This window comes from Neobacillus sp. PS3-34 (genome assembly GCF_030915465.1).
GTDB lineage: Bacteria > Bacillota > Bacilli > Bacillales > Cytobacillaceae > Neobacillus_A.
Window position 1 is genome coordinate 4,447,860 of sequence record NZ_CP133267.1, and the last position, 14,143, is coordinate 4,462,002.

Genomic DNA, 14,143 nt, shown 5'->3' on the forward strand with positions numbered 1-14,143 from the left:
ACTGCCTTATTTTTGTACATATATGAGTTTTTCCTGCTTTTCGGTTACAACACCGATAATTGAAGCATCATGCAAACCCTTGGCACGAAGATCTTCAACATATTGAACCGCTTCATTTTCAGCTAATGAAACAAGCAGGCCGCCAGAAGTAATGGCATCACAAAGGACCAGCTGTTCATAATCTAAAATCTCTTCATAGGCAACATCAGGATCGAGCCACTTATGATTTGCTTTAGATCCTCCAGGAATTACACCGTCTTTTGCAAGTTCAAATGCCCCTTCCAGTACAGGAACCTTCGACAATTCCACTATAAAAGAGACGTTACTTCCACGGGACATTTCACTTCCATGTCCCAGCAGGCCAAATCCTGTTACATCAGTCACTGCATGAGGATGGTATGGTTTTAATGCTTCGGCTGCCGATTTGTTCAGCTCAGCCATTGTTTCTGTCACCAATTCTTCCTGTTCAGGGGTGACTGCATTGCGTTTAATGCCGGTCGTTAAAATTCCCACACCAATGGGTTTTGTTAAAACCAGGACATCACCAGGCGGGTGCCAATATTCTTCCATACTTTATCAGGATGGACGATTCCGGTTACTGACAAGCCAAACTTTGGCTCTTGATCATCAATTGAATGTCCTCCGACAGTAACAGCTCCCGATTCTTTCACTTTATCAGCTGCACCTCTAAGGATTTCTGACAGCATATCAGCACCCAGCTTTTTAATTGGATAACCTACAATATTCAAAACAGTTTTTGGTTCTCCGCCCATTGCATAAACATCGCTTAATGCATTTGCTGCAGCTATTTGTCCAAATCTATATGGATCGTCCACAATTGGAGTAAAATAATCCAAGGTCTGAATTAGTGCGATTGAATCGGTCAAACGGTAAACTCCTGCATCATCAGAGGTTTCATGTCCGACTAACAACTCGGGAACCGGATCTTGTTTTGGTAAAAGACGCAAAACTTGCGCCAGGTCCTCAGGACCAATTTTACAGCCTCAACCAGCTTTAGAAGATAATGAGGTTAGGCGAATTTTTTCTTGCTCACTCAACTTGTCCACCTCCATTTTTTAGTATAACTCTTTAAATGAAAAACTGCACTTATATAGGCAAATGATTTGCTTACTCATAAATGAGTATACTAAAATGGCTTTAATCAGTTTGGGATAAAATAAATAAAACAGTAATATAGGAGGTAAATTACATGGCAAAGTACCAGTTGATCGTTGAATTCTGCATGCAATGAAACTACGCGCCAAAAGCCGCGAGTTTCGCGGAAGAACTTTTCAACCATTTTCGCAGAGATATCGAGAAAATGGAATTAATTCCTGTTTCAGGCGGTGCATTTGAAGTCACCGTAAATGGAGATAAAATATACTCCAAGCTTGAAACAGGTGTATTTCCTAATACAGAAGAAATGATAGCAAAAATGGAAGCATTGTAATAACAAAAACATCATTTAATTTTAATAATCCCTAGACGATAACAAAGCCCTCAGTCCGAATCGACTGAGGGCTTTTTCTATTTAAAGGATTTCTCAGGGAAGAGTGACAAAACGATCTTTCCCTAACCCAGGTTCTGTTTTGGATATAAATATTTCAAGTGTCCCCTTTTTAAAGGTTGCATGAATCTTTTTTTGTATGATTAAAAAGGGGAACGTAACAATTCTCTTGCGGACAGAATCTTTAGTGGATGAAGAGTTGCCCGATTTTGCAGCAGTAATGGTCAATTCTTGATCGCTAATATATACAGTAATTTCAGAGCTATCATAGTTCATTAAAAGTGCTTCAACGATCCACTCTTTCTCGGTTTCGTATAAATCAATTCGGAATTGGGTCTGGTCGAGAAAAGAAGTAAAAGGATCCAGGAAGAATTCTTCCAGCCATTTTTCCATTCCCGAGGAATCAAAAGGCGCATCTGACAACGAAATCCCCCCTTGCTTGGTTCATTTTATTCAGACATCTTCAAAATGTGAAAAGGTGGTATAATGGACAAGAATTTAAAACTCGAATCTTTTATGTGAAAAAGGGGTTTTTGATTGTGAAAGAATGGCTGCGCTCAATACCTGCCGTCCATGAACTTCAGCAAAATGAACGGTTTCAAGATTTAAAGATAAAATATAAACTTGATTTCGATCAGTTAAGCAAAAGTTTAAAATTAACCCTGGAAGAAAGTAGGAAAAAAATATTATCAGGTACTTGGCAAGGACCGGAACCTGGAAAAGTTCAATTTTTAGACAAACTCTTTGATTTGCTTGATCAAAATCTAAATCAGCAATTTTCCTTTACAATCGAAAGGATCATTAACGCAACTGGAACAGTTCTGCATACTAATTTGGGACGCGCCAGATTAAGCGAAGCAGCGATTGAACATGTTATCGAAACAGCAAGAAACTATTCAAACCTGGAGTACAACCTGCAAGAAGGAGAGCGTGGCTCACGGCATAGCCATGTTGAGACACTTATAAAGGGTATTACCGGGGCAGAAGCTGCCATGGTTGTAAATAATAATGCAGCAGCGGTTTACTTGATATTACGTGCACTCTCAGAAAATAAGGAAGTCATTGTCTCACGGGGTCAGCTTGTAGAAATCGGAGGTTCATTCAGAATTTCTTCTATTATGAAAGAAAGCGGTGCAAAGCTGATTGAGGTGGGCACAACAAACAAAACCCATCTTTATGACTACGAAGAGGCAGTTTCAGATGAGACGCGAATGATAATGAAGGTTCATACCAGTAATTTTAAAACAATCGGTTTCACAAAATCTGTCAGTTCCGAAGAGCTTATCCACTTTACAGATCAACTTGAAAACGTTTTATTTTACGAAGACCTGGGAAGCGGGGCACTTTATGACTTCAGAAAACACGGTATTGGAGAAGAACCAATTGTTAGTGAAATAATTGAAATGGGGGCCGATCTAATTTCATTTAGCGGAGATAAGCTACTTGGAGGCCTACAGGCTGGCATCATTGCCGGAAAGAAGAAATGGATTGATAAATTAAAAAAACATCAGCTGGCAAGGGTAGTACGTGTTGATAAAATGACACTGGCAGCATTGGAAGGTACGTTAATGGACTATAACAAGGGAATATCCGGAGCAAACAATATTCCAACCGTTAGAGACCTGCTTATAACTGTTAATGAGCTGATGGAAAGGACGCAGCAGTTCATAGAGGAATTACTTGAAAAATCATCTTTCTTTGAAGCGAAAATTATGGAGGGTACCAGTCAGGTAGGCGGTGGAACCATGCCGGAGGTCGAACTCCCAACAATTCTAATTGCTCTTAAACATACTACGTTGACAGCAGAGGAGATGGGGAGGAAATTAAGGGCTGCTCTAAAGCCTGCGATTATTACAAGAATCCAAAAGGATGAACTGCTGCTTGATTTAAGGACCGTCAATAAGGAAGAAGAAGTCCTTTTACTGAATGCATTGTTATCACTATAACTTAAAGCCCCCTTGCTGAAGGGGGCTTTTTGCACTTTCTTTACATGTCATGGTGTGAATTGTGTTTTGCTCTGGAGTGCTGCCTGTTTTTAACCTTATGTGAACCGCTCAATGGTGCTGGCTGGCCGGATTGATTTCCCTTTGGTGCGTTGCGTCGCATATCTTTGCTGTCATTTTTGTTCATTAAAATCATCCCTCCTACTAGTTAGGATGCAGTTTGAGCTCCTTTTTATGCTGTATATTTTTTAACCGATTGCGTATTTTAACGGTATATACTTAAGGAGGAGTGAAGGAAAAAATGCCTTACCATAAGAATAAACAACAGGCTTTTCAGGCAGCGCAGCAAGGCGTTGAGGATGCACAGGAGCTTTATTATGAAATTGTTAATGATAGCGCTAGCTTTGGCCATCAATTACAGCATCTTAAACAGGAAGTAAATGAGGCATTTCAGCAAATTGAGAATGCAATGGAGGTAGCATCAGAGCATCAAAGGGCACAGCTAGAGAAGTTTAGGCAGGATTTGCAAAGCATGGTTAATGAAGTAAACCAAACGGAATAGAAAAAGGCGGGGGAAACCCCGCCACTTTTATTTTCAACTATCCTTTATCATTGATTTTTCTTCCGCTTTTTATTGTTTTGTTTTTCCTTTTCCGTTAATGGTTCGTTTGCAAGCTCCTCGTTAAAGCCAGCTCCCTGGCCGTCTTTTGCAGCATTCATGCCTGGAATAACATGATTCGCCTTTCTTCTTTGCATTCCAATCACCTCCTATACCTTTTAATATTTCCACTGTGTGATAAAAGAATGAAAATAATTGTTTTTCCAACATAGTATAGAGGTGTAAACCATTAAGGTGCATTTATAAGTAATCCGTTTAGATACATGCCTTTCTAATCATTTTAAAAACAAAATAAATAAAATGATAAGAAAAACTTATCATTCGCAATAACATTCTTGTTATTTACTTACATAATAGGTTTGTATTAAGATGTAAATTGTAAGAAAAGTGAGGATGGATGGGAAAATTCAAACTTTTCGACTTTTATCGTATTTTAGTATATGATGTTGATGATGATTGAGGGGGTATTACATTTGACTATTAACGACGTATTTAATGCACGCTCTTCCTTTGAAGTAAATGGTAAACGCTATCACTATTACCGTTTGGCAGCTTTGGAAGAAGCTGGTGCTGGCAATGTATCAAAATTGCCTTATTCAGTTAAAGTATTATTAGAATCTGTACTTCGCCAATATGATGGCCGCGTTATTACAAAAGAGCATGTTGAAAACCTTGCAAAATGGGGCACAAATGAAGTGAAGGAAGTGGATGTGCCATTCAAGCCTTCCCGCGTAATCCTTCAAGACTTTACAGGCGTACCTGCTGTCGTTGACCTTGCTTCTTTAAGAAAAGCAATGGCAGACATGGGCGGAGATCCTGATAAAATCAATCCTGAGAAAACGGTTGACCTTGTTATCGACCACTCTGTACAGGTTGATAAGTATGGAACTCCAGATGCACTTGAAGCAAATATGGTATTGGAATTTGAACGAAATGCAGAGCGCTATCAGTTCCTAAGCTGGGCACAAAAAGCATTTAACAATTATCGTGCTGTTCCACCTGCAACAGGAATTGTCCACCAGGTTAACCTTGAATACCTTGCAGATGTGGTTCATGTAGCAGAGGTAGACGGCGAACTAGAAGCATATCCTGATACGCTTGTTGGAACTGACTCACATACAACTATGATCAACGGTCTTGGTGTATTGGGCTGGGGCGTTGGCGGTATCGAGGCAGAAGCTGGAATGCTTGGCCAGCCATCTTATTTCCCTGTTCCTGAAGTAGTAGGCGTTAAGCTTACAGGTGAGCTTCCAAACGGTGCTACAGCTACAGACCTTGCACTTAAAGTTACACAAGTACTTAGAAGCAAAGGTGTGGTAGGCAAATTTGTCGAGTTCTTCGGACCAGGAGTATCTGTTCTTCCGCTTGCTGACCGTGCGACGATTGCCAACATGGCACCTGAATATGGTGCAACGTGCGGATTCTTCGCAATTGATGATGAATCACTTAACTATATGCGCCTGACAGGCCGTGATGAAGAGCAAATCAATGTTGTTGAGCAATATTGCAAAGCAAACGGATTATTCTTCAACCCAGCTGAAGAGCCAGTTTATACTGATATAGTTGAAATTAATATTGCTGAGATCGAAGCAAACCTGTCAGGACCTAAGCGTCCACAGGATTTAATTCCTCTTTCAAAAATGAAAGAAGAATTCGTTAAAGCAGTAAGCGCACCTCAAGGTAACCAGGGCTTCGGCTTGAAGGAAAAAGAACTTTCAAAAGAAGTAGCTGTAAAGTTCCATAATGGAGACCAAACAGTAATGAAAACGGGTGCAGTTGCAATTGCTTCTATCACTAGCTGTACGAATACATCCAACCCTTACGTATTAGTGGGAGCAGGGCTTGTTGCTAAGAAGGCTGTTGAATTAGGAATGGAAGTTCCTAAATTCGTTAAAACATCATTAGCACCAGGATCAAAGGTTGTTACAGGTTATCTTCGTGATTCAGGATTGCTTCCTTACCTTGAGCAAATCGGCTTTAACCTTGTAGGATATGGTTGTACTACATGTATCGGTAACTCTGGTCCATTAAGAGACGAAATCGAAACTGCCATTGCTGAAAACGATATGCTTGTTACATCCGTATTATCTGGTAACCGTAACTTTGAAGGACGTATTCATCCGCTTGTTAAAGCTAACTACCTTGCATCACCGCCGCTTGTAGTTGCATATGCATTAGCAGGAAATGTTAATATTGACTTCCAGTCAGAGCCAATCGGCAAGGACAGAGAAGGTAATGACGTGTTCTTTAAGGATATCTGGCCAAGCACTGAAGAAGTGAACGAAGTAGTAAAACGTACCGTAACTCCTGAGCTTTTCAACAGAGAATATGCGCATGTTTTCAGTGACAATGAACGCTGGAATGAAATCAAAACAAGCAATGAGCCTTTATATACATGGGATCTTGATTCCACGTATATTCAGAATCCTCCATTCTTTGAAGGATTAACTCCTAACCCTGATGAAGTTAAGCCATTGGCTGACTTACGTGTTGTGGCTAAATTTGGAGATTCAGTTACAACAGACCATATTTCTCCGGCAGGTGCAATCGGCAAAGATACACCAGCAGGGAAATACCTTCGTGAAAAAGGTGTTGAACCACGTGATTTCAACTCCTACGATTCACGACGCGGAAATCATGAAGTAATGATGCGTGGTACATTTGCGAATATCCGTATCCGAAACCAAATCGCACCGGGCACAGAAGGTGGCGTAACAACCTACTGGCCAACAGGCGAAGTAACTTCTATCTATGATGCTTGTATGAAGTATAAAGAAGAAGGTACCGGCCTTGCTGTTCTTGCAGGTAAAGATTACGGAATGGGTTCATCCCGTGACTGGGCTGCTAAAGGAACAAACCTATTAGGAATCAAAACTGTCATTGCTGAAAGCTTTGAGCGTATCCACCGTTCAAATCTTGTATTGATGGGTGTTCTTCCTCTTCAATTTAAGGATGGCGACAGCGCTGAATCACTTGGATTAACTGGAAAAGAAACATTCAGTGTCCAGGTTGATGAGAGCGTGAGACCGCGTGATATGGTTAAAGTAATTGCTACTGATGAAGCTGGAAAAGTTACTCAATTTGAAGTACTTGTCCGCTTTGATTCTGAAGTAGAAATCGATTACTATCGCCATGGCGGAATCCTTCCAATGGTTCTTCGCGATAAACTTAAAGCGTAATTAAAGATGTTAAGAAGCGCCATGCAGCTAATGCATGGCGCTTTTATATAAGGAGAAATAAATGTTAACAGAAGCGATAGAAAAAAAACTTGGCATTAAAAAAGAGGAACTTACACGAATTAACGATGGTTTTCAGAATATCGTGTATTCTTATAAAACATCCGGGAAGGATTTCATTCTTAGGCTGACCCATTCTGATCGACGAAGTATCGAAGCAATAAAACACGAATTAGAATTTATTAAAGTTTTAAGGAACGCAGAGCTTTCTGTTTCAATTCCTTTAGAATCCACTAATAATATTAGAGGTATTAACGAAAAAGGTCAGGAATGGTTCGCCGTTATTTTTGAAAAAGCTAAAGGTAAACCGTTAGATGTAACTGACAAGAACATCTGGAATAAAGGCTTATTTTATAACTGGGGTAAATTGATGGGAGAAATGCATAAGCAATCAACTAACAGTAGCCTTTTAACAAACTTGTCGAATAGGCCTTCCTGGAGTGAAAAGAATCCAGACGTACTTGGGCTATTTCCTCGAATTTCTTCTGAAATAATCCGGAATCGTTATGGAAGCTTGTTAGAACAGCTTAAAGAATTCTCCCCATTGCCAGGTCTTTTTGGACTTATACATAATGATTTCCACCAAGATAATTTTTTTGTTGATGGACAAACAATTACTGTTTTTGATTTTGATGACTGTTCCTATCATTGGTATGCATATGATATGGCTGTTTCTTTTTATCATGCCTTTTGGCAGGTTACTTCCTTTACACCTGAATACACTGATTTTAGCGAGGTATTTTGGCATTATTTCTTAACTGGTTACTGCTCCGCACATAAATTAAGGAACGAAATACTACAGCAGGTTCCTATCTTCCTTAAAATAAGGGAAATCTTTTTAATTGTTTTATTCAAAGAAAAATGGGATTTAGAAAACCTTGAGGAATGGCAAAAATATACTCTAAATGATTTGGAAGATAGAATTATTAACAAAATTCCTTTTTCCAAAACCATTTTTGATTCTTTTTATAAATGATTGACAATTAGCAATCGCCTTAATAAAATAAAAAGTAACTAAACGGTAAAGGAATGGTAAAGAGGGATGAAGTTTTAATCTATTTTTCACCACATTATTCGAAATACGAAAAATGATGGATCTGAAGAATTGGATTAGTCTGCCCTTTTTTAACATTCAATTAAGATGTAGGAAAAGCCTGTGCATATTTAAATATGCTCTTTTCGTCATATCTTGTTGGGCAAAAATTCTCCCTCTTCAGATCCTCTGAGGAGGTTTTTTTCATGGGGAAGAACAAGCTGGAATTCAGGGGGAATTTTCTAAGAATAAGAAATTTAGCAAAAACAATTGGAGAGAGAAGCATCCTTCAGCAAATTGACTTTGATTTAAAAAACGGTGACCGTAGCGGTCTCGTCGGCCAGAACGGAGCAGGTAAAACAACCCTTGCCAGGCTTATCTTGGGGGAAGAAAAGATAGAAGAAGGAACCATAGAGTTCTTAGTAAATGCAAAAATAGGTTACCTTCCTCAGGCGATTGAACTGAAGCATGTCTTTTCTGAATTAGATATAGAATTTGATAATCAATTTGAGACACATGCGAGCCGACTTGGCCTTGATATTAATAGCCTGGATGAACAACAGGCAGATAAATTAAGTGGTGGTGAAAAACTCAAGCTAGCTCTTTCGCTGCTTTGGCAAGAGGAAACGAATTTTCTTATCCTGGATGAACCAACTAATCATTTAGATTTAAAGGGGATTAATTGGCTTGCGGAAGAATTGAAGAAATTCACGGGACCAGCGATCATTATTTCCCACGATAGGCATTTTCTCGATCGAACTGTAAATAAGATTTTCGAATTAGAAAAAGGAAAATTGCAAATCTATAACGGAAATTATAGCGAATATCGGGATGAAAAAGAACGCAGAACAAATTTACAGCTTCATCAATACGAGACCCAACAACGTAATAAAGAAAGGATCGAACTACAGCTGCAGCAGCTTCAAAATTGGTCAGAAAAAGCTCATAATCAATCGACAAAACAGGATGGTTATAAAGAATACTTTCGCGTGAAAGCAAAAAAGATGGATAAACAGGTAAAATCAAAAGCAAAAAGACTTCAGCAAGAGCTTGAAAAGAATAAAGTGGAAAAACCAGACGAAGAAGCAAAGGTTTCATTTCAATTTGAATCTGCAGGAAAAAGAGGAAAAAGGATTATCGAAGCACGAAAAATAACAAAAAAATACGGTAATCGTACTGTCTTCAATAACAGCTATTTTTATATACAGCATGGTGAAAAGATTGGTCTATTTGGAGAGAATGGAAGTGGAAAAACAACCCTCATTAATTGTTTGCTTGAAAAAGAAAAACTGAACGATGGGGAGATATGGACAAGTAAATCGTTGAAAATCGCCTATCTAAGTCAGGATGTCCTAGATATGCCTTCTGAAAAGTCGGTTTTAGAATTTCTTGATTTGAGTAACAGAGAGCAAATCCAAAGTGCGCGGACACTACTTGCAAATCTCGGCCTTGATGCTTCCCTTATTTCAAAACCACTTTCCAAATTAAGCCTGGGAGAAAGAACGAGAGCCAAGCTGGCAGATATGTTACTGAAAGAATACGACGTATTAATATTGGATGAACCGACAAACCATCTTGATCTACAAGCAAGAGAACAGTTGGAAAAAACACTTCAAGAATATTCAGGGACGTTGATTGTTGTTTCACATGATTTTTATTTTTTGAACAAGTTATGCAAAAAGCTGCTTATCTTTGAACACGAAAAAGTTCAACGATTTGAAGGAACTGCAGATGATTTTATTAATAGAAAAACAAAACCTGTAGCTGATAAAGAAGCATCAGATGAGGAATCAAAAATCCTTATTGAAAATCGGATAGCTTCCGTTTTGGGCGAAATTTGCCTCCTTGACCCAAAGGATGCAAAATACAGGGAGCTTGATGAGGAGTACAAAAAACTGATTAAGCTAAGAGGGAAACCGTTATTTTGAAGGCTGTTTTCTAAAAGATTGTTGTTTTTAAAAGCAAATCGTTGTAAAAGAAGTTGATTGGAACGGAAGGTGCGAGACTCCTGCGGGATCAGCGGAAAGCGAGCATCCTGTAGTGGAAATCAACTACTCCTTATATAGCAACAAAGTATACGGAAACAGCCAATTTAAAACAAAATGAGCCCATTTTTCAGACAAATCTTGAATTATTAAAAAATTTCTTCATTCATAGATATTTTAATGATAAAATGTGCAGGGAATATATATACAATGTGCTTCCTCATTAAATAACACTTTGAGGATATAGAGGAGATGGCAGAATGGCAGATACCTTTTTAAGTTCGGTATCATATGACAATGGAATATTAAAGATCCTTGATCAGACCAAAATACCAAACGTAACGGAATTTATTGAAATCGAAGATATCCAGGATGCTTGGGATGCTATAAAGCAATTGAAAGTTCGTGGAGCTCCAGCCATTGGCATCGCAGCAGCTTATGGATTGCTGCTTGGTATTAAAAATGCTCCCGAAACTTCCTTTGAAGATTTTTATAAAGTTTATAAAGAACAATCAGAATTTCTGGCTGGCTCCAGGCCGACTGCTGTTAACTTATTCTGGGCACTGAAGCGAATGGATGAACGTGTTCAAATAGAAAAGGCTCGCCCTATATCTGAAATAAAAAATGCTTTAGAAAAGGAAGCCCACCTAATCAGGCAGGAGGATGAAGAGGTTTGCCGTTTAATTGGCGAACATGCACTCACCCTTCTGAAAGACGATATGGGGATATTAACTCACTGTAATGCTGGCGGCATTGCTACTGCAAGATACGGGACTGCTCTTGCCCCTCTTTATTTGGCAAAAGAAAAAGGCTGGAATCTTCGTGTGTTTGCTGATGAAACCAGACCATTGCTACAGGGTGCCCGTTTAACCGCCTGGGAGCTGCAGCAGGCTAATATCGATGTTACGTTGATTACTGATAGCATGGCGGCAATGGTTATGAAAAAAGGCTGGATTCAGGCTGTAATTGTTGGCTGCGACCGAGTAGCTGCAAATGGTGATGTTGCAAATAAAATTGGGACCTACGGAGTTGCATTGCTGGCTAAGGCACACAACATTCCCTTTTATGTCGCTGCTCCGATGTCTACAATCGATCTGGAAACAGCAAATGGTGAGGATATCCTAATAGAAGAACGGGATTCGAGAGAAGTTACGGAAGGCTTCGGACAAAGAACTGCCCCTGAGGGAGTAAAAGTGTTCAATCCTGCCTTTGATGTGACTCCTGCTCATCTAATTACTGCTATCATTACGGAAAAAGGAATCATCAAAGAAAATTTTCCGGAAGAACTTCAAAAATTGTTTAAAAACTAAACAAGAACAGAGGTTATGATGACAACTGAAAATAATTTAAAAATACAGATTTGCGAGATAGGAAAAAGAGTATATGATAAGGGTTTTGTTGCTGCCAATGATGGAAATATCTCGGTTCGTCTGTCTGAGAATGAATTCCTTGTTACCCCTACTGGGATAAGCAAAGGTTTTATGTCACCAGACATGATTATTAAGGTGGATGGAGAAGGAAATGTACTTGATGGACATTTCAAGCCTACTTCAGAAATAAAAATGCATTTACGGGTTTATAAAGAGCGACCTGATATTGAATCGGTTGTCCATGTCCATCCCCCTTATGCTACCGCATTTGCGATTGCAGGTCTTCCATTGGACCAGGCCACTATGCCAGAATCAGTAGTGTTGCTCGGAACCATCCCTGTGGCAGAATATGGGACTCCCTCAACAGAGGAAATCCCCGATTCGGTAGCGAGGTATGTACATGACCATAATGGGGTTCTCTTAGAAAACCATGGGGCTCTGACATGGGGTAAGAATCTAGAGCAAGCTTATTTTTTAATGGAATCACTGGAGTTTTGCGCTAAAATAAACTGGATTGCGAAACAGATGAACGGGGACCGTGAATTATCTTTCAGAAATGTTGAACGCCTTCTGGACTTAAAAGCTAAAATGGGAATAAAGGGCGTTTCCCCCAAGGTGTTTCAGGCGAAGAGAGAGCAGCATCCAAAAAAACTTCATCTCCATTGGAACGGGCTTTATCTGAAGAAGATATTAACAAGATTGTTGAGAAGGTAACTTCTTCTGTGATGGCCGAATTGAAGAGAAATCTTTGAAAAAGCAAGCTACCTGCTTGCTTTTTCACGTTGTGCTATATTTAGATATCTTAAGAAAAGATGGTTTGAAAAGCAATTGTTTGGGGAATCGTCACATTTCTTCCCTTTTACAATCTTTATTTCAACTTACTTTATAGTGTAAAATCAGCTTAGCATTTATTTTTCCAAGTGAAGGAGGAAAAGCATGATAAAAAAAATAATCGCTGCTGTTCTGTTAATTGCCTTATTAACTGTAGCCATTGTTCAAGCAATGGATAAAAAAACTGATACACAAAGCGAAACAAATGAAACAGCCCAGAGTGAGGGACTTAAAGCCGGTTTAAAGGCACCCGATTTCGAACTTAAAACTTTAACAGGTGAAACCGTAAAACTTTCAGATTTGAAGGGTAAAAAAGTAATGCTAAATTTCTGGGCTACATGGTGTCCTCCTTGTAAGGCTGAAATGCCTGAAATGGAGCAATTCTTTAAGCAGGACCATAAGGATTTGGAAATTTTAGCGGTAAACATAGATCCTCAGCTCGATGTTAAAGGGTTTGTAAATCAAAATGGCATTACGTTCCCAGTCCTACTAGACGATAAAGATGAAGTGAATACTAAATACAGGATACTATCTATCCCAACCACCTATTTTATCGACAGTAAAGGGGTTATACAGGATATTTTTAAGGGTGCAATGCCGCTTGAGGCTATGCAGCAGTATACCGAGGACTCAAAATGATTATATTTAAAGCACCCGCCATCTTCAGGCGGGTGTTTCATTACATTAAACAGGATTTTTAATACGATTTTTCGACAGTTATATCCTTAAAAATTTAGAAATTTACATTCCGATTAAATTTTCAAAAAGTTGTAATAATTGAAACCGTTTCCGGGCATAATAACTGTTAGTATAGTGAATAAGGAAGGTGATTAACATGAGAAAGCCAAGAAAACGGAGCTTTGCAGAACTAGTGATGGAAAATAAAACCCAGCTTATGAAGGATCACGCTGCTATGGAGAGAATCGAGCAGCGTCTAGAAGAAAAGCGATTAGGCAAAGCCGAATAATTTCTCATCGTTTTCCAAACATTTTTCTCTCCTTATTGGAAAGTATATTAATGAGGAGGGATTTTGAAATGGGTAATCCAAAAAAAGACAGCAAGCATTTTGTTCCTAGCCATATTGGCACACAGCCGCGAGGTTTTAGCGGAAATAATGGAAAAAAAATGCAGGATAAATCTGGAGAGCATCCACAAGTCATTCAGACAAAAGGTGAATGAAATAATACCCAAGGCCGAGAAGGCTCGGGTATTTTTGTTAAAAAAATGTGATATTTTTTTTGCCTCGTAACAAACTATATTTGTACCACTTACATCACAAGGAGGAACGAACATGACTAATAATACACCAAAACCGGATGACCGTAGTGATAACGTTGAAAAACTGCAATCAATGATATTCCATACGATTCAGAATATGGAAGAAGCAGAAAAATCAATAGCTTCCTCAAGTGACGATGAACAGCGCAGACAGATTGAAGAAAAAAATGAACGCCGACGCGAAAGCATCGAGTCATTCCGTTCTGAAATCAAAGATGAAGCCCATGCAGGGGAAAGCGAAAATCAATTCGAATAAATAAAAAAAGTGGCCTGTCATTTTCCGGACAGGTTTAATCTTTGAAGGTCTCATTTTTAGTGAAGCCACTATAGTTATGATAAGA

General features: G+C 39.0%; 15 protein-coding genes and 1 pseudogene. 12 read left to right on the forward strand and 4 right to left on the reverse strand.

Translation table 11 applies throughout. The features are described 5' to 3' along the window. Positions 1 to 6: 6 nt before the first annotated feature. Positions 7 to 1,073: pseudogene (gene selD / locus RCG23_RS23410) on the reverse strand (selenide, water dikinase SelD). A gap of 137 nt (positions 1,074 to 1,210) precedes the next feature. Between selD and RCG23_RS23415 the strand changes: the two are divergent. Further along, positions 1,211 to 1,450: an Rdx family protein gene (locus RCG23_RS23415; RefSeq protein ID WP_374049784.1), complete on the forward strand. Its 240-nt coding sequence runs from the start codon at positions 1,211 to 1,213 to the stop codon at positions 1,448 to 1,450. A gap of 93 nt (positions 1,451 to 1,543) precedes the next feature. Here the strand turns inward: RCG23_RS23415 and RCG23_RS23420 are convergent, their stop codons facing one another. After that, entirely contained in the window at positions 1,544 to 1,930 is a 387-nt protein-coding gene (locus RCG23_RS23420) for an Hsp20/alpha crystallin family protein (protein ID WP_308177623.1), read from the reverse strand. Positions 1,931 to 2,046: 116 nt separating this feature from the next. Between RCG23_RS23420 and selA the strand changes: the two genes are divergently transcribed. Continuing rightward, positions 2,047 to 3,453, forward strand: a complete 1,407-nt coding sequence (selA, locus tag RCG23_RS23425; protein WP_308177624.1) for an L-seryl-tRNA(Sec) selenium transferase — start codon at positions 2,047 to 2,049, stop codon at positions 3,451 to 3,453. A 40-nt stretch (positions 3,454 to 3,493) separates the two neighbouring features. On the opposite strand, the gene RCG23_RS23430 is transcribed toward selA, so the two are convergent. Continuing rightward, the gene (locus RCG23_RS23430) at positions 3,494 to 3,637 is read right to left on the reverse strand and encodes a small acid-soluble spore protein P (protein ID WP_308177625.1); all 144 of its coding nucleotides are present in this window, start codon (positions 3,635 to 3,637) and stop codon (positions 3,494 to 3,496) included. Between the two features lie 114 nt (positions 3,638 to 3,751). Here RCG23_RS23430 and RCG23_RS23435 point away from each other — a divergent pair, with 114 nt between their 5' ends. After that, a complete protein-coding gene (locus tag RCG23_RS23435) occupies positions 3,752 to 4,012 on the forward strand; it encodes a hypothetical protein (protein WP_308180158.1) in 261 nt (86 codons plus the stop codon). A gap of 47 nt (positions 4,013 to 4,059) precedes the next feature. On the opposite strand, the gene sspO is transcribed toward RCG23_RS23435, so the two are convergent. After that, positions 4,060 to 4,206: a small acid-soluble spore protein SspO gene (gene sspO, locus RCG23_RS23440; protein ID WP_308177626.1), complete on the reverse strand. Its 147-nt coding sequence runs from the start codon at positions 4,204 to 4,206 to the stop codon at positions 4,060 to 4,062. A gap of 336 nt (positions 4,207 to 4,542) precedes the next feature. Between sspO and acnA the strand changes: the two genes are divergently transcribed. The 9 genes from acnA (at position 4,543) to tlp (ending at position 14,058) form a co-directional block, all read left to right on the forward strand. Then, positions 4,543 to 7,248, forward strand: coding sequence for an aconitate hydratase AcnA (acnA, locus tag RCG23_RS23445; RefSeq protein ID WP_308177627.1), 2,706 nt, complete (start codon positions 4,543 to 4,545; stop codon positions 7,246 to 7,248). 61 nt (positions 7,249 to 7,309) lie between these two features. Next, positions 7,310 to 8,281: a phosphotransferase enzyme family protein gene (locus RCG23_RS23450; RefSeq protein WP_308177628.1), complete on the forward strand. Its 972-nt coding sequence runs from the start codon at positions 7,310 to 7,312 to the stop codon at positions 8,279 to 8,281. 263 nt (positions 8,282 to 8,544) lie between these two features. Then, entirely contained in the window at positions 8,545 to 10,266 is a 1,722-nt protein-coding gene (gene abc-f, locus RCG23_RS23455) for a ribosomal protection-like ABC-F family protein (protein WP_308177629.1), read from the forward strand. Positions 10,267 to 10,583: 317 nt separating this feature from the next. Then, positions 10,584 to 11,633 (forward strand): S-methyl-5-thioribose-1-phosphate isomerase, encoded by a 1,050-nt coding sequence (mtnA, locus tag RCG23_RS23460; RefSeq protein WP_308177630.1) that lies wholly within the window; start codon positions 10,584 to 10,586, stop codon positions 11,631 to 11,633. A 15-nt stretch (positions 11,634 to 11,648) separates the two neighbouring features. Next, on the forward strand, positions 11,649 to 12,407 hold the full coding sequence (locus RCG23_RS23465; protein ID WP_308177631.1) for a class II aldolase/adducin family protein: 759 nt from the start codon (positions 11,649 to 11,651) through the stop codon (positions 12,405 to 12,407). Positions 12,408 to 12,629: 222 nt separating this feature from the next. Further along, positions 12,630 to 13,163, forward strand: a complete 534-nt coding sequence (locus RCG23_RS23470) for a redoxin domain-containing protein (RefSeq protein WP_308177632.1) — start codon at positions 12,630 to 12,632, stop codon at positions 13,161 to 13,163. Positions 13,164 to 13,359: 196 nt separating this feature from the next. Continuing rightward, positions 13,360 to 13,491 carry an FbpB family small basic protein gene (locus RCG23_RS23475; RefSeq protein WP_308177633.1) on the forward strand — a complete coding sequence of 44 codons (132 nt, stop codon included), beginning with the start codon at positions 13,360 to 13,362 and terminating at the stop codon, positions 13,489 to 13,491. A 68-nt stretch (positions 13,492 to 13,559) separates the two neighbouring features. After that, the gene (locus tag RCG23_RS23480) at positions 13,560 to 13,703 is read left to right on the forward strand and encodes an acid-soluble spore protein N (protein ID WP_308177634.1); all 144 of its coding nucleotides are present in this window, start codon (positions 13,560 to 13,562) and stop codon (positions 13,701 to 13,703) included. A gap of 112 nt (positions 13,704 to 13,815) precedes the next feature. Next, a complete protein-coding gene (gene tlp, locus RCG23_RS23485) occupies positions 13,816 to 14,058 on the forward strand; it encodes a small acid-soluble spore protein Tlp (RefSeq protein WP_308177635.1) in 243 nt (80 codons plus the stop codon). Positions 14,059 to 14,143 lie beyond the last annotated feature (85 nt).